Here is a 23,450-nt window from a genome sequence, read left to right as displayed (position 1 = left end):
CTTTATACTCCGCCTCCATCATGAGATAGTACTTGCTTGACCTGCGGTTTGGTGTACTTTTGATAAATGCACAGCACAATCAATCCGGCCAGACCGACGATGCTCGATATAATCTCAGGAACGATCATGCAGATCGATACAATATAGAAGCACAGTCGGATCAAGATGTTCATATCACGGAACATGTAGCCGACCACGCCCGCACACAGAGCGAATATGCCGGCGCAGGTAAAGAAGACCGCTAATAGAATGTGCTGCCAATCACCGATTAACAGCAATTCCGGACTCATGATGAACGCAAACGGAATGAGCAGCACCGGAATGCCATAGTAGAACGCTACAAACCCTGTCTGGAAAGGCTTCGTACCTGCGATCCCCGCAGCACTGTAGCTGGCCAGGGCGACAGGCGGTGTAATCATGGACAAGCAAGCCAGGTAAAATACGAACATGTGAGCCGTCATTTTCTCAACGCCGAATTGCTGCAGCGCCGGAGCCATCAATACGGCGGCCATAATATAAGCCGAGGTCGTCGGCATTCCCATGCCGAGAATAATGCAGGCCAGGCATATAAGCAGCAAGCTGATCACATAATTGCCCATGGAGAATTCGATGATCAAGCTTGTGAATTTCAGACCAAGGCCGGAATATACAATAACGCCGACGATAATGCCCGCTACCGCACACGGAATGGCGACCTGAATCGATTGCTTGGCGCCGCTTTCGAGCGCTTCAAATATTTTCACGAGCGTAAACCTCGTATTTTTGCGGATAAAGCTGGTAATAACAATAACGACGATAGACCAGAACGCCGCTTTTTGAAGGGTGAAGCCGGCGAAGATCAGGACAACCAGCAGAGCCAAAGGAATGAGCAGATGCAGCCTGTTCAATATTTCCTTTTTCTCTACGGCGTGCTCGTCCTCGACCTCGCTGCGGCCCATGCCTTCTTTTCTAGCCTTCAGGTCGACCATGACATAGACGGAAAGATAATACAGAATGGCCGGAATCAGGGCCGCCAAACAAACCGCGCTGTACTTAACCCCCAGCATATCTGCCATAATGAACGCAGCGGCGCCCATAATAGGAGGCAGGATTTGCCCCCCTGTGGAGGCCAGCGCTTCAACCGATGCGGCAAACATGCCGGTATAGCCTGATTTTCTCATCAAAGGAATGGTGAAAATCCCGACGCTCGCAACGTTGGCGGCGGCGCTGCCGCTGATCGTTCCCATCAAGCTGCTGGCGACAACGGCTGCTTTGGCCGGTCCGCCCACGGTTCTGCGGGTAATGGTGTGAGCAATATCGATAAACAGCTTGCCACCCCCCGATATTTCCAGAAAGGCGCCGAACAATATAAAGTAAAATACGAAATCAACGGATACTCCGACAGGAGAACCAAAAATACCGTCAACGGAAAGAAATTGAAGGTCTACCATTTCCGTGAAATTCATTCCGCGGTGCTGAAGAAGACCGGACAAGCTCGGGCCAATGAAGCCGTACAAGAGGAACATGACGGCCAATAGAGTCATGGCGTAGCCGACCGTCCGTCTGGACGCTTCCAGAAGCAGGAGTACGGTCAGTACGCCAATGATCCAGTCTAATGCAGTTATATCGTCGACATAAGGAATTCGGGAATTTAACCGTTCGCTGGAAAAAGCGATGTAAAATCCGGGAATCAAGCCCAGTACGGCAAGCGCATAATTGTACACCTTGGACAACGTACTGGTGTGTTCTTTCTTCGCATTGAACAAGCTAAAGGTTAAAGCAAGAGCGAATCCGACATGGATCGCTCTTTGAGTGACGCTGGGAAAACTGCCGAAACTGGCTGTGTATAACTGGAATACGGACCATGCAATAGCAATAAGCGAGGGTAAGCTCAGAAATTTTTTCATACGGCATTGTCCTTCCTTCCAAACATTATTTTAACAGTCCCTTTTCCTTATAGTATTTTTCAGCCCCTGGATGAAGCGGAACGTTGATGCTGGCTGGATCCATCGCCTTCGTCGTATCGAAGTCCTTTAACGCGTCATGGGCGTTAACCAGCTTATCTTTGTTTTCCATAATGGTTTTGGTAATGTTGTAGGCGAGTTCCTCATTCAAGCCGAGTGTCGTCAGGATCATGCTTGAGAAGCCGATCGTCGGTACATCAGCCGTTTGACCCTTATAGGAATCCTTAGGCAAGGTAGCTGCCTGGTAGCCCATTTTCTTGAACTTGTCTACGACGTCGTTCTCCATCGGAATGAAAGCGATTGGAGTATGTACGGCAATTTCGCTGATCGTCGGATGGCCTTTAGGCATAACCAGAATGTGCAAATCGGCTTCACCGTTCTGGAACGCGGTTTGGATTACGTCATTGGAGGTCAGCTCCACTTTGCCGCCGAATTTTTTCACATTGTCATAAGTCAAGCCATAAGCTTCCAACACTTGTCTGGTGGCGAATTCCGCCAAACTTCCCTTGGTGTTCGTGTATACGCGAACCGGCAGCTTTTTGTCGGCGATGTCCTTGATCGATTTCACGCTGTTTTTATCTACGAACGATTTGGAGGCTACCAGCCCCACATAATATTGGTCCATCGAGCCTACAAGAGCACGCAGGTCCTGTTGTTTATCCGTGTAGGCGTTGGTACCCTCATAGGCCCATTTGCTTGTGATACTGAAGGATAACGCAATGTCCGCCTTTTTATCCTTCAGCATGGTCGCGTTGCCGACTCCTCCCGAGAACGGAAGCACGTCCAGGGTGGAATTTTTGAGCACCGGACGCATCATTTCCGCAATGGAAGCGCCATACACATACCATGCGCTGCCCTGCGTATTCGTCGCGAATTTAATATTGGCCGGAATCGTGCTGCTTGGCGCGTTGGAAGCCGGCTGCGCCGCCGGAGTTTTGGCTCCTCCACTGGTGCCGCATCCTGCCGTTGCAACTAACGCGAGACTCAACAAGCCTGCGGTCATAAACTTTTTGCTGAATAATTTCATTACTGCCCCTCCATCAAATGTATTGGTTTAGGCACTACATGCCTTCCCTACTTGGAATAATAACGAACTTCAAACGTTTTGCAGCCGTTAGGCGAAATCCATGGACCATGCTTCATACCGGGAGGTCTGCATGCCACCATGCCTGCCGTAAACTCTTGATTCAAGCTCAAATCAATGATAGAGCCTTCAATAATGTAGAGCTCTTCCCAGAAATCGTGAACCTGAACGCCGTTCGGGGTCGTGTCCGTATTCGGTGCAAAAATAAGGATGCGCGTGGCCACTCCCGAATCCGGATCCTTGGCAATCACTCTTTCTGTCAGCCCTTCCACAGCACTAAAGGGCTTCTCTTCAAATTGTCGGTAATCCGTAAATTCCAGTTCCGGCTTTGCCATCTGCCATACCTCCTCTCATCAAGCTTATTAGCGTTCCACATCAAGTTCTAGCTGTTTCACCCCCAGCCCAAAATAAGTCGGAATTTTCGAAATATTCGGTATTCTGTGTGGTGTATACATGATTTTTTTTTTGGAGGTCCTGACTGATCATGCCACCGTACCCGTTTATCCGATCGATTGTTTCGTTCTCTGAAGATGCTCAACCATGGTTTGAACGGCCGCCTCGGCGTTTCGCTGCTCCAATGTGGACAGGATCTTCCGATGCTCCTGAAGCACTTCTTGCATGCGGTTATTTCTTTTTATCGCCTTAAGACCGATCAATTGCGATAAGTTATGGAAGCTCAGCAGAATCTGTTCTATAAGCTCGAAGCCTGCCAAATGAATCAAAGTGCTGTGGAACTGCTGATCCAAGTGGATAAATGTAACCTCATCATTGTCTCTCATCGCCTTTTCCTGCTGATCGCAGCTGATTTTCAATTGCTTGAGCTGCTGCTCCGTAATGGTCTCGGCGAGCTTCTTCATGACTTCGCTTTCAATAGATGCCCTGACGATAAAAATTTGCTCGATTTCCTTGTCGGTTACTTTCCGAATGGACATCCCTTTTCGCGGAATGGAGGTGATGAGGCCCTCCTTCATTAAATCCAGAAGCGCCTCGCGAACCGGGGTTCTCGATGTGTTCAAAGAGTCGGCCAGCTGTACCTCGGTGAAAACCTCTTTGGAGGAGATATATCCGTTGAGAATCACCTTTTTGATCTCGTTATAGACTCTTTCCTTCGTTGTCGTAGGTTTAACAATCGGGTTCATGTTAAATTTCAACTGAACAACTCCTCACACATCTGGTTATTCCATCCAATTTTATCAATTACTGCATGTACACATCATACGTTAATGCCTAAAGGACGGTCAACCTGTTTTGCGTGGTTTTTTCCTATAAAACGACAAAGCAGGGAAGGGGACTACCGGTACTGATAGTCCGCACTCTTCCTCTTATGCTTGCTTCAGCAACGCTGTCGGCCGGCGCCGTCTTATGCCGCTTCCTGCTGCTACACTTTGAACCGTCCGATCAGCTCCTGAAGCTCCTGCGCCATTTTGCTCAAATCGCCTGCGCTTGCCGTAATTTCTTCCATGGACGCCATTTGCTTCTGGGCAGCTGAGGAAACCTCCTGCGCCAGCCCGGTAGATTCCTTCGCTATGTTCGCGGACTCATCAAGGGAAGCAGATACTTCCTCCGTACCGGCTGCTATTTCTTGAGCGACGGCGGAAATTTCCTGCACCTGATCCGCCACCTCCTGGGCTGCCTTGTAGATGAGGTTGAAGGTTTCCCCCGCATCGGCCACGACCTGAATGCCGGTTTCCACTTCCTTGGCATTTTCATTCATAGCTTCAACCGCAAGAACCGTATCGTTGCGAACTTCCCGGATCAATTCGGTGATTTCGTTCGCGGATTGAGCCGATTGCTCGGCGAGCTTTCTGACTTCCTGGGCGACTACCGCAAAGCCCCGGCCCTGTTCTCCGGCACGCGCAGCTTCGATAGCAGCATTAAGGGCCAAAAGGTTCGTTTGGGCGGAGATTTCCGTTATCAGCTTGATAATGTCGCCGATCTCCTGCGATTTCGCATCCAGACGGTTAATAACTGCAGTACATTCCGTAACCTTGTCGTGGATATTGTCCATCTGGTAGGAGATTTTCTCCACTTGTTCCTTCCCTTTTTCCGACTCCTCCGAGGTTTTTAACGCACTTTCGGCCATGACGGAAGTGCCTTGAGCGATACGCTGTACACCGGTAGCCATTTCTTCCATCGCACTGGCGCTTTGCATGGCTCCATGGGCCTGCACGTCCGCTCCCTCCGCTACCCTCTGTATCGATTGGGCTATCTGCTGGGAAGCGACGGAGTTCTGATCCGCACTGGCGGACAGCTCCTCGAAGGTGGCTGCAAGCTGCTCGGAATTCAGCGAGACTTGCCCGATCAAATTCCTCAAGTTCTCCGTCATGGTGTTAAAGTCCTCAGCCAGCTGTCCTACTTCATTACGCGAACGGACCTGCAAATGCTGCTTCAGATCTCCCTGCGCCAATTGGTTCATCGCTTGTCCTACTCTAACAATGCCTTGAGACATCGTTTGTCCCAGCCACAAAGCGATGGCGATGCCAATAACCATGATGACGAAGGCAATCAGCAGCGTCCGGAGCCACATGCTGTCCAGAGACTCGGTAAATTCAGAATAAGGCGCTGTTACTACCAGCTTCCAGACGCTGTCCGGGATTTGCCTTGCCCCGACCAGATGCTTGGAACCGTCCTCTTGAATGTAGCCGATAAACGGCTCCTGCATTTGCAAAAATTGCTCATAGCCGGCTTTCTGCTCGGGTGTCGCTGCCGTTTCCAGAATGTTCTCCGTCAGCACCTTGCTCGCATCCGGATGAGCCAAAATATCGCCTTTATCGTTAACCATGTAGGCATAGCCGGTTTTGCCGAACTGAATGCGCTGAACGATGGCTGCGATTTGCTCGCGTCCGATGGCGCCCGTAATGACGCCGGTTACGGTACCATTAGCGTCACGGAGAGGAGCAGCGACGTTCATGATCATGCTGTTATCGGCCTTGGAAATCATCGGCTCGCTGATCAGCGTTTTCCCCGTTAACGCCTCCTTATAATAATCACGGGAGCTGATATCGAACTTGGTGCCGAGAGCCTTCTTCTCAATCTGCTGCCCCTGCCCCTGCGTATCAAAAAGCGAAAACCGCAGGAAATCGGAGTTTCTCGATAAATAACCCTGCAGCACGCCGACACGCTCGTCAAACGAATTGCCTTTCACAAAAGCGGGCAAACCGGTGATTCCATTTGCCTCCGCCGTCACTCTGTCGCGCCATTGTGTAATGAGCTGCGCATTTAGTTCCAGCTGCTGGCTGACGTTCAATTCAATATCCTGCTTGAGCATATCCGCAGACGACTTGTACATAAAGCCGCCGACGACGGCTACCGTTACAAAAATAACGGCAATAACGGCAAGCATGAGCTGCAGTTTGAAGCTCCTCCAGGTTTGACTCTGGAAAATGACTGACATTCGTTTGGTTTTCATAGTCCTCTCCCCAACTTTTAATAAAAAATGGCTATTCAAAAATTGAATAGCCAAAATATACAAACATCCTCTGTTTTGGCAACCCGGCTATCATAGTTTCCTTATTCAGCATCGAAACCTTAGACCCGTGGCTTTGTGTCTCCATCTTTCGAATGGGTTTACCTTTTTGCTTATGAAATTGTCAGTTACAGGAACGCAGTCTTGTCTCAACATCACCTCTAGCTGCCGTTGTACTAATACGCTTGCGAGCTTATGTAGGTCTTTGGATGCACGTAGGAGCAATGAAATATTTTACTTTTGTATACATAGTACATAATACTCAATACTACAGTCAATACATTTTTTGACAATCCATTTGTTCTTTCGACAAGAATGCCAGTAAATGTTTGGAATCTTGTCAAAAAAACGTATGTGATTCCGTTCCTATAAATCCGCGCTAAAGAAGAAGCTGTCCTTGAAAAATCAGCTGACTATCGCTCTGAAGAACTGGATATACCTTCCTAATGAAACAAAAAAAACCGCTTGTTCAGCGGATTTTAGTCATAAAAATAAGTTTATTTTCAATATTGTTCCAAAATAGGACTATATTGTCCCATCCTCCTCGACCGCAAACTCAAAATCATCCAAATCATACACCTGGACCTGAATCGCCGCCTCGATTACCTTTTCAATAAAATCCGGCTGATCCGTCAAAATCGGCACCTGCTCTTTTATGGATGTCAAAATCAGCTCCGTTTCGATCGGATCGAACGCTTCGCCAAACTCTTCGTTGTCGTAAGAGTTTACCATTGTTAACGTTACCGCATCATTGATCGGCATCGGTGGACTTTTGGCCCAAGGAACATTCACGGCGCGCTCCATTCTTTTCCGGTTCAACGGCTCCTCCAGCAGCCCGATCAGCTCGGCAATTTTCCCTCTTACATGCGCTTCATCTCTTGCATCCGGCATGATCGGTTCCTTGCTGTCCTTCAGCTCATACAGCTCCCGAATCGTGGTGTAAGGAACGAGGTATTCTACCGGTTGGCTCGGAACGAGCATTTCTCCATACACAGCAAGCATCACAGCCTCTATGACAAAGCTTTTGGGCATCGCTCCGTCCCCCTCTCTATCTGTAATGACTTTTCTTAGATTGTAACGCTCTAATATCCCATTATAGCATTAATGCAGCCTTAACACATCCGAACAAGGCCCTTCCATGCAAATAGGCCCGGCAATCCGGGCCATTGGCCTTCATTGCCGGGCTTAGCGTATACCGTCTTAAGTCAATACACGAGCAACGGACGGAAGCCATCAGCGGGCTTCGTTCTGCAGGATCCAGACCCCTTTGGACGGAAGCTCCGATAGGCCCGTATGCTCCTTTCCTTCCAACAGGTCGCGATATACCGCTTCGCCCAGATCAATTGCCGTTGAACGGTCGTTATGATTAAGCACGAAGGTAAACTGCCGGCCTTCTTTGTTTCGGCGGGTCACCTCAACGCCCTCCGGAGCCACAAGAAGCGGCTCAATTCCGCTCTCCTTGCAAAGACTGAACAGAAGATGGTCCATAAATTCGGCGTCCGGACTCGTTGCGACGTACCATGCCTCTCCCTGTCCGAACCGGTTACGGGTTAAAGCAGGCATGCCTTGATAAAAGTCCGAGCCGTACACGGCGAGCACCTCGGCCCCTTCGGCATGAATCAAATCGCACAGCAACCTGCAGCTGTAAGAGCTTCCAGCTGCTAATTCCCCATAGGAAGCCTCCATCACGATAGAGTTGGATGCTTCCGGCGGCAGCGCATCGATTTCCTCCGCCCATAGGCCAAGCAACGAACGCAGCTCGCCGGGATAACCGCCAAGCGTAACTAAGTCGTTCTCGTTCACAATGCCGCTGAAGAACGTCGTGACGAGCTTGCCGCCCTGCCGGACAAACTGCTCCAGCTTCCCGGCGATCCCCGGCTTCACCATATAGAGAAGCGGTGCCAGGACGATCTTGTACGAATCCAGCGGCGTATCCTCGCCGATCAAATCGACCTGGATGTTCCGGTCGAACAGCGCCTTGTAGTACTTCGAGAGCTCATCCAGATACTTGAGCTCCTTGCTCGGCCCTGAGGACATCTCCACCGCCCACCAATTGTCCCAATCGAACAGGATTGCGACTTTGGATTCAATACGCGAATCCAGCAGCGTGTCTCCTAACCGCTGCAGCTCCTCGCCAAGCTGCGCGCATTCGCGGAAAACGCGGGTATGCTCATGGCCCGCGTGCTCGATGACCGCGCCGTGATATTTCTCGCAGGCGCCGATCGAACGCCGCAGCTGGAAGAACATGACGGTGTCCGCACCGCGGGCCACTGCCTGGTAGCTCCACAAGCGCATGACGCCGGGACGCTTCAGGCTGTTGTAGGCCTGCCAGTTCTGCTGGCTCGGCGTCTGCTCCATCAGCATGAACGGGTCCCCGTCCTTCAGGCCCCGCATCAGATCATGCCTCATGGCCGTTACGCTCACCGGGGTGTCATAACGGGGATAATTATCCCAGGATACGATATCCATCGATTGGGCCCATTTGAAATAGTCGAGCGTCTTGAAGGTGCCCATCAGGTTCGTCGTTACCTTGATATCGGGGGTAACGGCTTTAAGCTCCTCGTATTCCGCCCGGTAGCACTCCAGCAGCGCATCGCTGTTAAAGCGGTTGTAATCGAGAGAGATTCCCTGGAATGTCGTCTTCCCGTCTCCTAGCTGCTCTGTCAGCACGCTGGGCAGCACAATCTCATCCCAGTCATGGAACGTATGCCCCCAGAAGCGCGTGTTCCATGCCTTATTTACCGCTTCCAGCGTACCGTAGCGCTTCTTCAGCCAGACGCGGAACGCCTTCTCGCATTGCTCGCAGTAGCAGCTGCCGCCGTACTCGTTGTTGACATGCCATACGGCTAGCGCCGGATGATGGCCGTACCGCTCCGCCATTTTACGCGCCATGAGGCGGGAAAAATGCCGGTAGGTCGGGCTGCTCGGACAAAAATTATGCCGCCCGCCAAATTTGCGCTTCTTGCCGTCCGACGTGACCCGCAGCACATCAGGGTACCGCTTCGCCATCCATGCCGGTACTGCAGCGGTGGATGTGGCAAGGCAAGCGTAGACGCCGTTCTGCGCCAGCTTATCCATCACTTCATCTAACCAGCCGAAGTCATAGGCGACTTCGTCGGGCTGCAGCAGAGCCCATGAGAACACGGCTACCGTCGCCACATCGATCCCTGCCAGCTTGAACAAACGCATGTCTTCATCCCAGATTTCCTTGGGCCATTGGTCCGGGTTATAATCCCCGCCATAAAATATTTTGGGCAGCTTCGAATGAATCATGATGAACTCTCCTTTTCTTTCATCCTGGGTGTATCTGCTGCTTCCCACCCTGCATCCGGAATCGATCCAGGCAGGATGTGTCGCGGATCAAGCATGGTCTTATCCCCTTGTTTCTCCATGCGGCTTCACTCCCTCAGGTTCATTTGCCAGGCAAATAGATAACGATTTCAAAAGGAGAAAACAACCGTTCGGATGACAAGGAAGGTTTAGCGCATGAAGCTTGGGAAAGGCTCACAGAAAAAACAGACCCGGCTCAAGCATCTCCTTGGTCCCCGAACTGCGGGGAGCTCCGGGATATCACGATATGAAACTAGTCGACCGGTCATCCCGTGGCCGTATAAGACAGGTCCCTGTGATCATTTTTTATCATACCCAGTACTCTCGGACCTCAGCAATCGCAACATCTTAATCTGATAATACGATTTGAAACTAACCGCTTCCCCTTATACCGGGCTTCCCTCTCCGCCCCCCTCTTTAAGCCTCGAACGGAACTCTTTGGGCGAGCAGGGATTATACCGCTTGAACATTTTATAAAATTGCGCCACATTCGGAATCCCGACCCTGCAGCCCACCTCTATAATGCTTAAATCCTGGGTCAGCAGCATACATTCAGCCATCTTGATCCGTTTGAAATTCACGTAATCGAGGAAGGTTATGCCCATCACTTTCTTAAAATATTTCACGAAATAATGATAGCTTAGATTCAGCAGACTGCAGACATCATGCACCGTGATTTTCTCTCCGATGTACGTATCGACGTAGTTCAGCACCGGCTTCAAGCGGATGATCTCGACATCTTCCGAGCCCTTGAGTGCGCCTTGTTTGTCGTAACGGACGAGCAGCAGCATGAGACTTCTGACCGCTATCGCAATCGCCATTTCATACCCCCGGCGCTTCTCCTGCATTTCCTCAAAAATATGCACAATCAACCGATGCGCCTCCCTCCGGGCATCCGGATTGCTTGCGAAGATATAATTCAAATCGTCCAGCGGATTCGTAAGCTCGGAGAACCCATGCAGGAAAGGAAGCGTGCTTTGATCTAAATATTGGGTCAAATTCACTTGCAGCACCACATAGCGAAGCGGATCCGCACTTCTCTCGGACCTGTGCAGCTGGGATGCCCCGAGCAGAAAGACATCTCCTTCTTGTAAAGTCCTTGCCGTATTCTTGGTATAAATATCCAGCTGTCCCTGTCTTACGGCCAAAAATTCGACCTCCTTATGATAATGCCAATCCCCGATATGTACGTTGCTGCGCTCCAGCTCCCATACCTTCAGGAACAGCAGCGGATTTTGATAAATCACCAGCTCATTTCTTGCCTCTGCCATCGCCCCGACAGGCTTAGCCATCCCTCTTCGCCTCCCGCACTTCTACCCTTAATAGAGCAAATTTGAATGTTATTTAACCCTTTCTCCTTAACATTTTATTAATATTAAAAAATCGTAAATGACAATTTTGAATAAAGAATGATTAAAAATTAGAATATCATTTTTCTTCCGCTGTTTCTATAATTTTACGTAATGGAATCGTTTTCAAATCAACCTAGGAGGTCTTCGAGCCATGATACAATGGAGTGGAAAACAAGGAGCTGCTGTACTCAGCCTCGTCTTATTGGCAGGAATGCTTTCCGCATGCGGAGGGAAGGAGACGGCAACCGGGAAAGACCAGCCGGCGGTGAAGGAGGAAAATAAAGATCCTGTAACGGTAACCTTCGGCATCCGTCCAAGCTACATGACCGATAGCGAAATTCAGCGCTACATCCTCGATCCCGTGAAAAAGAAATATCCGTACATCACCGTGGACATTGTCAAACTGGACGACAAGAACAATTCCTTCGAGAAGCTGCTCGTCGCCGGGGCTCTGCCCGATATTAACGTCACCAATTCGTTAACGCTGCAAGGAACGAAACTGCTCGGCATTCAAGAGGATATGACCGCCATCATCAAGGATAACAACTACGATCTGAGCCGCTTCCAATCGGAGCTGCTCGATACGGTCAAGGCGAACAACCAAACGGATTATCTCGTTGGCATCCCTTACTATGTTCAATTCAATGCGCTTTATTATAACAAGGATATTTTCGATAAATTCGGGGTCCCCTATCCGAAGGACGGGATGACCTGGTACGAGGTTACGGAGCTGGCCAAGCAAATGACCCGAATGGATAACGGCGTGCAGTACCGGGGCTTGGAGCCGGATTCGGTCTACCGGCCTGCGTCCCAGCTCTCCCTGCCTCTTATCGATCCCAAATCCTATAAGTCGATTGTAAATACCGATCAATGGAAGACCGTGCTGGAAATGGTCAAGAACGTCTACAGCATCCCCGGCAACAACAAAGTGCAGCCGTTCAGCCCAGGGGTGAATGCGTTCGTCAAGGACCGCACCATCGCCATGCTGGCCGGCTTGAACAACCTTGGGAATTTGGCGGAGGTCAAGGACGTATGGAATAACTGGGACCTTGCTTCCTATCCGGTCTTTGCGGAAAGACCCGGCATCGGTACGCAGGCGGATATGCACATCATGCTCATGTCTCCTTCGTCCAAGGTGAAGGACGCCGCCTTCAAGGTTATGACGACGGTCGTCTCCGACGAGGTTCAGCTGGATATGTCCCATATGGGCAAGGGCTCCGTGCTGAAGGATAAGAAGTTCCAGGAGGAGTTCGGTAAGGATCTCGATTTCCTCAAAGGGAAAAATATTCAGGCCGTCTTCAAAACCAAGCCTGCCCCGGCCTTCCCGCCGACAGAATTTGCCAGCGAGGCGTTCAATCAGATTACCAATCTGATGAAGACGATCATGAAGGAGAATCTGGATGTGAATACGGCTATGCGGCAGTACAACGAACAGATGGATAAATTTATCGAGCAGAACCGTAAGCCGTAGCTGAAAAGAAGGCATCCTCACTGCCGATCCCCAGTGAGCCATGTCGGAAACTATCCGTATGAACGATACTATCCCATGAAGATGTCATCCCCGTCTGCTATGATGAAGATATCATAGAATGGGAGGAGGGCGTATCTTTTGAGGATTCAGCTAAAAGCCATAACGTCTGACAATTGGGAGCAGTGCGTCCGTCTGTCTGTACACCAAGACCAGGAGCGGTTCGTCGCTCCCAATGTGTACTCGATTCTTCAATCCAAATTCGAACCGGATAAAGAGCCTTTGGCCATTTATAACGAGAATACGATGGTGGGTTTGGTTATGTACGGCTGCGATCCTGAGGATGATTGCTACTGGATTGTTCGGCTGATGATCGATAAGAAGCATCAGGGAAAAGGGTACGGGAGAGCGGCTCTCCTTCGTGCCATCGAGCTTATTCGTTCCCTGCCTGACTGCAGTCCGGACATTAAAATATCCTATAACCCGGATAATACGGCGGCGGAGAAATTATACGAAAGCTTGGGCTTCCGCAAAACCGGTGAAGTGATCAGCCACGGTACGCATAAGGAGGTCGTCGCCAAGCTCGCGCTTGGTTGATCGAAGCCTTGTCTTAACGCAGTTATACCCCGATTGGGTCAACAAGATGACCGCAATGTCAAAAACCAGCCTATGCTCCCGTATGTGATGTTCGGGCATAGGCTGGTTTTTATGTGCAGCTTAGATCCTAGTAACGCGCAACGATCATTTTTTTGCGCGTGTAGAACTCGACTCCGTCCTTGCCGTTGGCATGCAGATCGCCGTAGAACGACTTCTTGTAGCCCGAGAACGGGAAGAAGGCCATAGGCGCCGGTACGCCTACATTGACACCCAGCATACCTGCGTCAATATTCTCGCGGTAATGGCGAATCGCTTTGGCGCTGTCCGTATAGATGCAGCCGCCGTTGGCGAATTCCGATGCGTTGGCGAGCTCAATCGCCTCATCCAGTGTGTCCACCCGTACGATGGATAGCACCGGAGCGAAAATCTCATCGGTCCAAATTTTCATTCCCTGCTTCACATGATCGAATATCGTCGGCCCGACGAAGTAGCCGCTGCCGCTTGCCTCCGGCACCTCGCGGCCGTCAAGAATCAGCTGCGCTCCTTCGCTGGCACCGGCTTCGATGTACTGAAGCGTACGGGCTTTGTGGGAATCGCGGATCACCGGTCCCAGGAACACCCCGTCCTTCGAGCCATCGCCTATCGTGATGGCTTGAGCCGCTTCCGCGAGCCGCTCCACCAGCTCGTCAGCGACGCTGCCCACCGCTACGACGACGGAAGTCGCCATGCAGCGCTCGCCGGCGGAGCCGAAGGACGCGTTGATGATCTCTTTCACCGCGAGATCCAGATTGGCGTCCGGCATCACGATGGAATGGTTCTTGGCGCCGGCCAGAGCCTGTACCCGTTTGCCGTGAGCCGCCGCCGTCTTGTACACATACTCGGCGACAGGCTGGGAGCCGACGAAGGAGATGGCGCTGATGCTCTTGTGCTCGAGCAGGCCGTTCACCACATCATGCGCTCCGTGCACGATGTTGAACACGCCGTCCGGCAGCCCGGCTTCGGTCAGCAGCTCGGCCAACCGGTTGGCCAAGAGCGGCGTCCGCTCCGACGGCTTCAGCACGAAGGTGTTGCCGCACGCAATAGCCAGCGGGAACATCCAGCAAGGGACCATCATCGGGAAGTTGAACGGCGTGATGCCGCCTACGACCCCGATCGGATAACGGTGCATATTCGATTCGAGACCGGTCGCAATATCAGGCAAGGTGCTGCCCATCATCAAGGTCGGAGCGCCTGCGGCGAACTCGACGCATTCAATGCCGCGCTGTACTTCGCCATACGCTTCGCTGTAGCTTTTGCCATTCTCCTTGGTAACCAGCTCAGCGAGGGATTTCCAGTTTTCTACCAGCAGCTGCTGGTACTTGAACAAAATGCGTGCGCGTCTCGGAACGGCCACATGCCGCCATTCCTTGAAGGCTTCGGCTGCAGCAGCGACCGCCGCATCGACATCCTGCCGGGTCGACAAAGGAACCGTCGCCAGCACCTCGCCTGTAGCCGGATTCGGCACCGCCTCGTATTGGGAGGAGGCCGATTCGACCCACCGGCCGCCGATAAAATTTTTCAGAGCGGGAACCGCCGCTGTTTGTGTTGGTTGTGTCATCGCGTATCGTCTCCTTATTAGAACCCCAGAATGGAAAATTTGTGTGCCGCCGCTTCCTGAACGGCTGCCATAGGTCGTCCGAACAAGCTGATCCGGTCAAACGCCTTCGGCTTCTGCTCCATCTCATCGCGCAAGGTGTTGCCGAAAGCCATCCGCAGCGCCGTGCCGATATTGATCTTGGCTACTCGGGTCGATGCCAGTCTGCGCAGCTGATCGTCGGGGACCCCGCTGGAGCCGTGAATGACGAGCGGAATGCTGACCCTGCTCTGAATGCGTTCCAGCAGATCGAAGTCGATGCTGGCGCCCTGTGTCTCCATCCGATGGACGGTCCCCACGGAGACCGCCACCGCATCGATCCCGGTTTCGCGAACGAATTGTTCGACTTCGTCCGGATCGGACAGCTGGTGCTTCATCGCGATGGACGGATCGCTATAGCCGACGGAGCCGATCTCCGATTCGACGGAAATGCCCCTCTCATGGGCATAATCCGCGATTTCCTTGGTCCGGCGTATGTTCTCCTCGAGCGGCAGCTGGGAGCCGTCGTACATCACGGAGCTGAAGCCGTGCTCGATCGCACCGGAGCAAGCCTGCAAATCTTTGCCGTGGTCCAGATGCACGCACACCGGTACCGATGCGCTCTTGGCCGCCTGCAGCATAAGCGGAGCCAAGTATGCGAGCGGCATATGCTGAATGGCCGGAATGTTGGCCGCCAGAATGACCGGGGCTTTCTTCTCCTCGGCGGCCCTAATGACCGGAATGATGTCCTCGTATCCGAATATATTGAATGCCGGAACCGCGTAATCCCGCTCCGCGGCTTCATCGGCGATTTGTTTCAAGGTGACTAGCATGAATGGGTCTCTCCCTTCCTATCCCTGGCGCGTTTTATGAATTCGTATGTTTATCGATGACGGCTTGAATTTCCTCTGCCGTCGGCATCGCATCCGAGCAGCTGTGGCTCGAAACGACGATGGAAGCGGAGGCCGCGCCGAACTGCTGGCTGCGTGCAATGTCCCATCCGTTCATGAGGCCATAAATAAACGCTCCTGCAAACGAATCTCCTGCGCCGAAGGTCTTGACGACATTGGCCGGGAAGGTCGTTCCCGTGAAGCTTTGCCCGTCCTTGGTGAACGCGACCGAACCGTCTCCGCCGTGCTTAACCAGCACGATCTTCGCATGATGGGCAAACCAGCGGTTCGCCGTCGCGGTATCGTCCTTTTGCAGCGGACCGTACGGAGCCTCCAGCAGATCGAATTCTTCTCTGCCGCCCAGGATCACATCACTCTTTTCTGCAACCAGACTGCAATAGATGCCCGTTTCCTCGCGGGATTTCCATGTATAAGGGCGGTAATCGATATCGAAGAAGACGACGACGCTATGTTTGCGGGCAAGCTCGACCGCCTTGAACACCGCTTCCCGTGAAGGGCTTGCGGCAAGCGCCGTTCCGGAAATCATGATCGCCTTGGCGTTCTTGATATACTCCTCCCGTACATCGTTCGGCTCCAGCTTCAAATCTGCCACGTTATCGCGGTACATCAGGATGCTGCATTCGGTCGGCGATTTGATCTCTGTGAAGGCAAGACCTGTAACAGTCCCGGACTTATCCGTAATGACGCTGGAGGTGTCAATTCCCCGCTGCTCCAGATAGCTCGTAATGAAGCGTCCATGCTGATCATCCGATACTCTGCCGATGAACCCTGCCTTCTTGCCCAGACGAGCGATAGCAATCGTGATGTTAGCAGGCGAACCTCCGACATATTTGGTAAAGGTGCGCGTCTCTTCCATCGGACGGTGAATTTCATTCGCGTTCAAATCAATGCACAGACGGCCCAGGCCGATAAAATCCATCGGACGGCTCTCATCAAATGTAACCAGGCTCATATTGGTCCTCCTCGGTAGGGTTTGTTATTTCGTCCATTCCTTAAAGATCCATTCGTGATCAGGATCGTTCTTGAACTTCCACGTTCGGACCGGACCGGCCATAACGTTCAAATAATACAAGTCGTACCCGGGCGGAGCCGATACCGGATGGTACCCCCGCGGAACGAGTACCGCATCCCCGTTACTTACGGCCAGAGTCTCATTAAGCGATCGGTCGTCCGTATAGACCCTTTGGATGGCAAAGCCATGCTCCGGCTGGATTTTATGATAATAGGTTTCTTCCAAATAAGACTGCTCAGGCAGGCGCTCCTCGTCATGCTTATGCGGCGGATAGCTCGACCAATGGCCGTTAGGTGTAAGCACCTCGACGACGAGCAGGCTGTCCGCCGGTTCGTTCTCCGGTAAAATCTGATGAATTCGCCGCTCGGCATTCCCTTTGCCGCGAATCTCCACCTCGATCTGTGACGGGGTGATCAAGCGCGCCTCGTACGTTCCTTTGCCCGGCGCACGGCATACCGCCAATTCCAGGCTCGTCAGCGCTTCGACCTCATAACGGTCACCGGACGGAACATAGACCGCGTAGGGCGGAATTTGCTCGAACACGCTCATCCTTTCCCCTATCTGCTCCCAGCTCTGCTCTGCCGTAGCCACATTGGCCTTGCCTCCGATCAGCACAAGGCATACTTCCTCTTCGCCTGTCTCCTGCTGCAGCCGCTGTCCCGCCTCCAGACGGTATACCTCAAAGCCGACGAATTTCCAGCCTGCGGAATGAGGCGTTATGCTTAGTACGCACCCGTCTTCGCGTGGCGCTGCAGCGCTGCTGACAATCAGCTCGCTTTTGGACATTTCCGCTCCTCCTTTTTCAGCCGACTCCGACTTCGATCTCGCTCAGCTTCACGGGGCGTCCCTCAAGCAGGGACACTTTGGCCGCGTAGGCGATTTTCTCCGCCTGGAATGCGTCGTTGCCGTCTACCGGCACCGGATTTCCATTCAGAATGCAATCGATGAACTGGCGCGTTTCTTCGATATAGGCATCGTGGTACCGCTCCAGGAAAAAATATTTCGGGTTATCCCGAATCACTCCGTTAGCCGTACTGATCTCCGCCGTGTTCGGATGATCGTTCTGCACTCCGATGCTGCCTTCCGAGCCGAATACCTCTACGCGCTGGTCGTATCCATAGACCGCTTTGCGGCTGTTATCGATAACGCCGAGCGCTCCGTTCGCGAATTTCAGGCTGATGATTGCCGTATCGATATCGCCTAATTCGCCGATTACCGGGTCTACGAGAACCGCCCCTTGGGCGTATACCTCCGTCACCTCGCTGCCGGACAAGTATCTGGCCATATCAAAATCATGTATTGCCATATCCATGAACAACCCGCCTGATACTTTGATATATTCATGGTTCGGCGGCGCCGGGTCACGGGACGTAATTTTGATCAGATGCGGCTCTCCAATACGTCCTGCCTTCACCAGCTCGCGCACTCTTTTGAAGTTGTGATCAAAGCGGCGGTTGAAGCCCGTTTGGAGAACGACTCCCGCCGACTTTACCTCCTCTAATGCAGCAGCCGTTTGGCGATAATCCAGGCTGATGGGCTTTTCACAAAAAATATGCTTGCCTGCCCGCGCCGCCTCTGTAATAAAAGGAACATGCGTATTGGTAGAGGAGCAAATGAACACCGCGTCGATATCCGGGTCCTCTATAATATCCCTGTAATTGTCCGTTACGTTAGGTATGCCTAACCCGGCGGCCCACTCTTTAAGCTCGTCGGTTAAGTACACGTCTGATATGGTACGAATGTCGGCACGGCCGTTGCGTGTCAGATGCTCTGCATGCAGCCTTCCGATTCTCCCCGCTCCGATAATGCCGATTGATAATTTATCCATAGTATGACCTCACTGTCGCTCATATGGGTTAAGCGCTTTATCTTAGTATAAGTGCGTGCTGACCGCCTACTGGAATCGTCTGCTGTGCCCGTACGGTCTTCTTTTTGAAATCTGAACGTGATCTCTCGACAGGCTAGCTGCCGGTAATTTCACTTAGGTAAGCCTTTGCTTTTTGCGCATATTCCACCGGGTCGGCGATGGACGGGTCCTGCTCCGCTTCAATGATCATCCAGCCCTCATACCCGCGGGCCTTCAGCTCGTTAAAGATCGGCTGGAAGTCGATGCAGCCGTCTCCTGGGACGGTGAAGATGCCTTTGCGCACCGCTTCTCTGAATCGAATCCCCTCTTGGCGCTTCCAGTCCAGCACCTCCTGCCGGATGTCCTTCAGATGAATATATCGGATACGGTCATAATAGGTTTGCAAAATGTGCAGCGGATCGCTGCCTCCGAAGTAGGCGTGCCCGGTATCATAGAGCATGTGCACCAGCTCGGGATCGGTGGACTCCATCAATCGGGCGATTTCATCCCCGCTCTCAACCACGGTCTCTCCATGGTAATGATAGACCAGCTGCATGCCGTTGTCCCTGCAGTAGCGGCCGGCTTCATTCAAGCCTTCCGCCATATGCTTCCACTGCTCGTCGGTTAAAGGCTCGATGTGCACCGAATTGTTCTCCAGATCCTCGAACGCATTACCTGTTTCACATGTCACCACATAGCGGCAGCCCATCGCTTTCAAAAAGTCGGCATGCTCGCGAAACGCCTGGAGCTCCTCCTCCCTGCGCTCCGGCTGGCTGAAGTGGACGCTTTTCCACTGCGAGGTCAATACCATGCCGTGGCGGTCCAGCAGCTGCTTCAGCTGTTCCGTATCGCGCGGGAACTTGCGGCAAAATTCCGTTCCTTCAAAGCCCAGACGGGACATATCCCCGAGCACCTGCTCGGCGGTATAATGATCGCCCAGCTCCATAATGTCCTCATTGACCCAATTGATCGCCGAGATTCCATACTTTACTTTCATGGGGAGTCTCCTCTCTTCGTTTAGACGATGGATTACGAGTTACCATTTGGGCGCCGTGCTTAATTTAGCCTGAAGCTCCTTATAGGATTGTTTCACACTATCCATCTCGGAAACCTCAGCAACGCCTACATGCCACCAGGATTCGTAGCCGTCCGTATTCGTTCCCGGAAGCACCTTCATGTCGATCAGGGTTGTGACTTGCTCTGCCTTTGCCTGCTGAAGGGCTGCTCTCAGCTCCTCTATCGTGCGGACGGAGTAAGCCTTGGCTCCCAAGCTGCGGGCATGGGCTGCAAAGTCGATCGGCATATACTCCCCGGTAAGCTGGCTGGTCGACTCAGACCGTTCGCGGAACTCGTTGCCGAAGCTGCCGCTGCCATGGCCTCTTTGCAAATTGTGAATGCATTGGAAGCCATGGTTATCGAACAGGAGGACGGTGATTTTTCTTCCCTCCTGTAAGCTCGTCACCAGCTCGGAATGAAGCATCAGATAGCTGCCGTCGCCGACCAAGGCATAAACCTCGCGATCCGGCTCCGCAAGCTTGATCCCGAATGCGCCGGACACCTCATAGCCCATGCAGGAGAATCCATATTCCATGTGGTACGTCTTGGGCTGTGTCGTTCTCCAGACGCGGTGCAGGTCACCCGGCAAGCTTCCCGCCGCGCAAACGATGACGTCCTCTTCGCCGATGAAGCCGTTAATCTCGCCCAGAACCTGTGTCTGCGTCAAGCCGTCAGGGCGCTCGAGATGATATAAGCGGTCCACTTCGTCATCCCACTGCCGCTTCAGCCCCCCCAATTCCTCGGAAGAGTAATCGGATTGATAGCTAAGGGCCTTCAGTTCTCCAGCAATAGCCCGGAGAGCTTCCCGTGCATCGGCCGTAACATAAGTGCCTTCCATCTTGTAAGCGTCCAGGGAGCTGACGTTCAGATTCAGAAACTCGACGCCTTCCCGGGAGAATGCGGTCTTGGAGGCCGTGGAGAAGTCGGACATTCTCGTACCGACGCCGATGATAAGATCCGCTTGTGCCGCCAGCCGGTTCGCTCCAAGCGTTCCCGTGACCCCTACACCGCCGAAGCTGAGCGGATGCTGCCAGGAGATGGCGCTCTTGCCCGCCTGTGTCTCGGTGACCGGGATGTTGAACGCTTCCGCGAACTGCCTGAGCTCATCGACGGCAAGCGAATAATGTGCGCCGCCTCCCGCTACGATCAGCGGACGCTTCTTGCCGCGGATCAGCTCCACCGCACGGGATACGGCGCTTGGAGCCGCCGGCTTCCTGTCGATGTGATGCACGCGTTTGGCCAAAAATGACTCCGGATAGTCGTACGCTTCACACTGCACGTCCTGCGGCAGGCACAGTGTTACGGCTCCCGTCTCAGCCGGGTCGGTAAGCACCCGCATCGCGTTGATCGCCGCCGTCATCAGCTGCTCGGGACGGTTGATGCGGTCCCAATATTTGCTGACCGGCTTGAACGCGTCGTTCGCCGTCATCGTGTAATCCAGCGGATATTCGATCTGCTGCAGCACGGGATCCGGCTGCCTGCTTGCAAACACGTCGCCGGGCAGCAGCAACAGCGGAATCCGGTTGACTGTTGCGACCCCGGCTGCCGTCACCATGTTCAGCGCGCCCGGACCGATAGATGAGGTGCAGGCGAACATCTCCAGCCTGTTCTTCTGCTTCGCATAAGCGATGGCGGCGTGAGCCATGCCCTGCTCGTTCTTGCCTTGGATGAACAGAATCTCATCCTTGTACTGCTCCAGCGCTTGACCGAGCCCCGTTACATTGCCGTGGCCGAAGATGCCCATGACGCCCTTGAAGCACTTGTGCTCAACGCCGTCGATCTCGATGTACTGGTTGTTCAAAAAACGAAGCAAGGCTTGCGCCATCGTTAATGATACCGTTTTCATAAACCGCTCCTCCACCCATTAGATTTAAGCGCTTCACCTAAAACAATATATTGCATAAGCAAGCTAATAATACATTCAGAGTGTTCAACTATTTCAAATATTGGTTAAGCGCTTTCCCTTACCTCAAATTTAACTCATCTTTCCAATGTTGTCAATGAGCAAAAAGAAACTTTCTCTAGAGCCTATCGATCCGTTTAGCAACACGATGGATTGCTGATAACCCTCAGGCAAGGGTTCCCCGCCGGCTGCTGGAGCTAGTTAGACCTTCGATTTTATGGACCTGCATGCGTTCGAAAAAGTTTAGATTTTCATCCAAAAATCTTTGAAAAGTACCATAACGATAAAAATGAATCTCTTATGATGTTAAAGCAGTACAACCACTGCTTCAGGATGAATTGGTGTAAAACAACAACCCGTAATAAGGGAGGAAGATGCATTACAGAAGAAAGTAATCAATCCCACGAAATGGATACAAAAGCTAAATGAATGCGCATTCAATGGAATTGCCCGGTTATGGATATAATTTGTAACGAGGAGGATAGACGATGTCCAACAAATTCAAAGCATCACAGGTCTTTAGTTATGCCACGGGAAACTTCGGATTGAATTTATTTTATATTTCTATTTCAACGTACCTTTTGTATTTTTATACGGATAACATGGGGATTTCGGCCACGGCGGCAGGAACGCTGATGTTTACCGCACAGCTTGTCAATTTGATCGCCAATCCGTTAATGGGTATTTTTGTTGACCGTACGAAGAGCAAGTGGGGGAAATTCCGCCCGTACTTTTTATTCGGATGTTTTCCGTTAGCTATTATCGGTTTTCTGTTATTTACCGTTCCCGGTTTTGATTCGTCAGGGAAGCTCATTTACGCTTATGTGACCTATATTTTGTTCAACGTTTTTTACTCCCTTATCAACGTTCCTTACAGCTCGGCGCTTGCCGCCATGTCCGATGATTATCAAGCGAGATCCCGGATTTCCTCCATCAAGGTGTTTCTCGGCCAGTTTGGGGGACTGATTGTCAACAGCGCTACGCTGCCTATGGTTCACTCCTTCCAATCGGAGTCGAACGGGTTTCATATGGTTTATATGCTGTATGGTATCATTCTTGTGCTTACCATGCTGGTTACTTTCTTTGGAACTAAAGGCGTAGGGCACACCTCCGCTCCGTCTTCATCAACAAGTCAAATGGCGGAACGCGTTACCGTTATCAATCAATTGAAGACGGTATTCCTAAATAAGTATCTGCTATGGCTGCTGTTGTTTATTTTGGTCAACATGCTGTCGCTTTCTACGAAAAATGCTGCGTCGTTATATTTCTTTAAATATAACATCGGCCAAGCCAATATGTTTTCCATTTATTCGCTGGTAGGCTTTTCGATTCAAATCGCGGGGATCCTTCTGAATCCTATGCTCGTGAAGAAATTCGGCAAAAGAAATGTGGGGATTATCAGCCAAAGTATTGTCATTCTAGGCTTGCTCGGATTTTATTTCCTTCATTCCAGCATGGAAATGATATTTTTATTTGGCGGAATCAGCTATCTGGGGTTTGGTTTATCGACGCCGCTCCTATGGGCGATGGTTCCCGATACGATCGAGTACGGCGTCTGGCGTACCGGGTTAAGATCGGAAGGAACGATTTATTCTGCATTCATCTTCATCCAGCTGCTGGCTCAGGCAATCGGCTCCAAAATGTCCGCGAACATTCTGACCGTCATCGGCTATGTGCCTAATGCCGTTCAAACAGCCGGTGCGCTCCATGGAATATTGGTGATGGTTACGATAATCCCGATTATCGGCTCTGTCGTGGGCATCGCTATCCTGGCCTTCTACAAACTGGACGAGAACACCTTTAAACGCTATGTGAAAGAGATTAAAGAGCGCGAAGCGCTGCAAACGAATTGATGCATAAGGGGCCTTCG

Annotated in this window: 18 protein-coding genes and 1 riboswitch; of the genes, 3 read left to right on the top strand and 15 right to left on the bottom strand. The window is 51.9% G+C overall.

Features of this window, described 5'->3' with window-relative positions:
• Window positions 1-2: 2 nt before the first annotated feature.
• The 8 genes from GGC63_RS08670 to GGC63_RS08635 form a co-directional block, all read right to left on the bottom strand.
• Window positions 3-1,886 carry a TRAP transporter permease gene (locus GGC63_RS08670; RefSeq protein ID WP_192701945.1) on the bottom strand — a complete coding sequence of 628 codons (1,884 nt, stop codon included), beginning with the start codon at window positions 1,884-1,886 and terminating at the stop codon, window positions 3-5.
• Between the two features lie 25 nt (window positions 1,887-1,911).
• Window positions 1,912-2,970, bottom strand: coding sequence for a TAXI family TRAP transporter solute-binding subunit (locus GGC63_RS08665; RefSeq protein WP_192701944.1), 1,059 nt, complete (start codon window positions 2,968-2,970; stop codon window positions 1,912-1,914).
• A gap of 47 nt (window positions 2,971-3,017) precedes the next feature.
• The gene (locus GGC63_RS08660; RefSeq protein WP_079912327.1) at window positions 3,018-3,362 is read right to left on the bottom strand and encodes a cupin; all 345 of its coding nucleotides are present in this window, start codon (window positions 3,360-3,362) and stop codon (window positions 3,018-3,020) included.
• A 165-nt stretch (window positions 3,363-3,527) separates the two neighbouring features.
• Window positions 3,528-4,178, bottom strand: a complete 651-nt coding sequence (locus GGC63_RS08655; RefSeq protein ID WP_079912326.1) for a GntR family transcriptional regulator — start codon at window positions 4,176-4,178, stop codon at window positions 3,528-3,530.
• A gap of 227 nt (window positions 4,179-4,405) precedes the next feature.
• Window positions 4,406-6,436 carry a methyl-accepting chemotaxis protein gene (locus GGC63_RS08650; protein ID WP_192701943.1) on the bottom strand — a complete coding sequence of 677 codons (2,031 nt, stop codon included), beginning with the start codon at window positions 6,434-6,436 and terminating at the stop codon, window positions 4,406-4,408.
• Window positions 6,437-6,510: 74 nt separating this feature from the next.
• Window positions 6,511-6,609, bottom strand: a riboswitch (cyclic di-GMP riboswitch).
• Between the two features lie 409 nt (window positions 6,610-7,018).
• Window positions 7,019-7,525: an ADP-heptose synthase gene (locus tag GGC63_RS08645; protein WP_192701942.1), complete on the bottom strand. Its 507-nt coding sequence runs from the start codon at window positions 7,523-7,525 to the stop codon at window positions 7,019-7,021.
• 201 nt (window positions 7,526-7,726) lie between these two features.
• Window positions 7,727-9,766 (bottom strand): beta-galactosidase, encoded by a 2,040-nt coding sequence (locus GGC63_RS08640; RefSeq protein ID WP_192701941.1) that lies wholly within the window; start codon window positions 9,764-9,766, stop codon window positions 7,727-7,729.
• Window positions 9,767-10,209: 443 nt separating this feature from the next.
• Complete coding sequence (locus tag GGC63_RS08635) at window positions 10,210-11,115, bottom strand: helix-turn-helix transcriptional regulator (protein ID WP_192701940.1); 906 nt, start codon at window positions 11,113-11,115, stop codon at window positions 10,210-10,212.
• A gap of 211 nt (window positions 11,116-11,326) precedes the next feature.
• Between GGC63_RS08635 and GGC63_RS08630 the strand changes: the two genes are divergently transcribed.
• Window positions 11,327-12,646: an ABC transporter substrate-binding protein gene (locus tag GGC63_RS08630; protein ID WP_192701939.1), complete on the top strand. Its 1,320-nt coding sequence runs from the start codon at window positions 11,327-11,329 to the stop codon at window positions 12,644-12,646.
• 138 nt (window positions 12,647-12,784) lie between these two features.
• Window positions 12,785-13,240 carry a GNAT family N-acetyltransferase gene (locus GGC63_RS08625; RefSeq protein WP_079912320.1) on the top strand — a complete coding sequence of 152 codons (456 nt, stop codon included), beginning with the start codon at window positions 12,785-12,787 and terminating at the stop codon, window positions 13,238-13,240.
• A 127-nt stretch (window positions 13,241-13,367) separates the two neighbouring features.
• On the opposite strand, the gene GGC63_RS08620 is transcribed toward GGC63_RS08625, so the two are convergent.
• From GGC63_RS08620 to iolD, 7 genes are all read right to left on the bottom strand, one after another.
• A complete protein-coding gene (locus tag GGC63_RS08620; RefSeq protein ID WP_192701938.1) occupies window positions 13,368-14,837 on the bottom strand; it encodes a CoA-acylating methylmalonate-semialdehyde dehydrogenase in 1,470 nt (489 codons plus the stop codon).
• A gap of 17 nt (window positions 14,838-14,854) precedes the next feature.
• Window positions 14,855-15,685, bottom strand: a complete 831-nt coding sequence (locus GGC63_RS08615; RefSeq protein WP_192701937.1) for a class II fructose-bisphosphate aldolase — start codon at window positions 15,683-15,685, stop codon at window positions 14,855-14,857.
• A gap of 34 nt (window positions 15,686-15,719) precedes the next feature.
• On the bottom strand, window positions 15,720-16,715 hold the full coding sequence (gene iolC / locus GGC63_RS08610) for a 5-dehydro-2-deoxygluconokinase (RefSeq protein WP_192701936.1): 996 nt from the start codon (window positions 16,713-16,715) through the stop codon (window positions 15,720-15,722).
• Between the two features lie 24 nt (window positions 16,716-16,739).
• Window positions 16,740-17,561, bottom strand: coding sequence for a 5-deoxy-glucuronate isomerase (iolB, locus tag GGC63_RS08605; RefSeq protein WP_192701935.1), 822 nt, complete (start codon window positions 17,559-17,561; stop codon window positions 16,740-16,742).
• A gap of 16 nt (window positions 17,562-17,577) precedes the next feature.
• A complete protein-coding gene (gene iolG, locus GGC63_RS08600; protein WP_192701934.1) occupies window positions 17,578-18,603 on the bottom strand; it encodes an inositol 2-dehydrogenase in 1,026 nt (341 codons plus the stop codon).
• Window positions 18,604-18,736: 133 nt separating this feature from the next.
• Complete coding sequence (iolE, locus tag GGC63_RS08595; RefSeq protein WP_192701933.1) at window positions 18,737-19,618, bottom strand: myo-inosose-2 dehydratase; 882 nt, start codon at window positions 19,616-19,618, stop codon at window positions 18,737-18,739.
• A gap of 39 nt (window positions 19,619-19,657) precedes the next feature.
• On the bottom strand, window positions 19,658-21,523 hold the full coding sequence (gene iolD / locus GGC63_RS08590) for a 3D-(3,5/4)-trihydroxycyclohexane-1,2-dione acylhydrolase (decyclizing) (RefSeq protein WP_192701932.1): 1,866 nt from the start codon (window positions 21,521-21,523) through the stop codon (window positions 19,658-19,660).
• 545 nt (window positions 21,524-22,068) lie between these two features.
• On the opposite strand from iolD, the gene GGC63_RS08585 reads away from it, so the two are divergent.
• Window positions 22,069-23,433 (top strand): MFS transporter, encoded by a 1,365-nt coding sequence (locus tag GGC63_RS08585; protein ID WP_192701931.1) that lies wholly within the window; start codon window positions 22,069-22,071, stop codon window positions 23,431-23,433.
• Window positions 23,434-23,450: the final 17 nt, after the last annotated feature.

Source organism: Paenibacillus sp. OAS669 (assembly GCF_014873645.1).
In the GTDB taxonomy this organism is placed as follows: domain Bacteria; phylum Bacillota; class Bacilli; order Paenibacillales; family NBRC-103111; genus Paenibacillus_S; species Paenibacillus_S vulneris.
The sequence above is the reverse complement of the archived record's forward strand: the minus strand, read 5'-3'. Positions and strand labels throughout refer to the sequence as shown.

Coding starts and splice junctions, on each gene's coding strand:
- GGC63_RS08650 (WP_192701943.1), bottom strand. CDS start 6,436: ATGAAAACCAAACGAATGTCAGTCATTTTCCAGAGTCAAACCTGGAGG.
- GGC63_RS08630 (WP_192701939.1), top strand. CDS start 11,327: ATGATACAATGGAGTGGAAAACAAGGAGCTGCTGTACTCAGCCTCGTC.
- GGC63_RS08660 (WP_079912327.1), bottom strand. CDS start 3,362: ATGGCAAAGCCGGAACTGGAATTTACGGATTACCGACAATTTGAAGAG.
- iolG (WP_192701934.1), bottom strand. CDS start 18,603: ATGGATAAATTATCAATCGGCATTATCGGAGCGGGGAGAATCGGAAGG.
- GGC63_RS08615 (WP_192701937.1), bottom strand. CDS start 15,685: ATGCTAGTCACCTTGAAACAAATCGCCGATGAAGCCGCGGAGCGGGAT.
- GGC63_RS08665 (WP_192701944.1), bottom strand. CDS start 2,970: ATGAAATTATTCAGCAAAAAGTTTATGACCGCAGGCTTGTTGAGTCTC.
- GGC63_RS08585 (WP_192701931.1), top strand. CDS start 22,069: ATGTCCAACAAATTCAAAGCATCACAGGTCTTTAGTTATGCCACGGGA.
- iolE (WP_192701933.1), bottom strand. CDS start 19,618: ATGAAAGTAAAGTATGGAATCTCGGCGATCAATTGGGTCAATGAGGAC.
- GGC63_RS08620 (WP_192701938.1), bottom strand. CDS start 14,837: ATGACACAACCAACACAAACAGCGGCGGTTCCCGCTCTGAAAAATTTT.
- iolC (WP_192701936.1), bottom strand. CDS start 16,715: ATGAGCCTGGTTACATTTGATGAGAGCCGTCCGATGGATTTTATCGGC.
- GGC63_RS08645 (WP_192701942.1), bottom strand. CDS start 7,525: ATGCCCAAAAGCTTTGTCATAGAGGCTGTGATGCTTGCTGTGTATGGA.
- iolD (WP_192701932.1), bottom strand. CDS start 21,523: ATGAAAACGGTATCATTAACGATGGCGCAAGCCTTGCTTCGTTTTTTG.
- GGC63_RS08670 (WP_192701945.1), bottom strand. CDS start 1,886: ATGAAAAAATTTCTGAGCTTACCCTCGCTTATTGCTATTGCATGGTCC.
- GGC63_RS08640 (WP_192701941.1), bottom strand. CDS start 9,766: ATGATTCATTCGAAGCTGCCCAAAATATTTTATGGCGGGGATTATAAC.
- GGC63_RS08635 (WP_192701940.1), bottom strand. CDS start 11,115: ATGGCTAAGCCTGTCGGGGCGATGGCAGAGGCAAGAAATGAGCTGGTG.
- iolB (WP_192701935.1), bottom strand. CDS start 17,561: ATGTCCAAAAGCGAGCTGATTGTCAGCAGCGCTGCAGCGCCACGCGAA.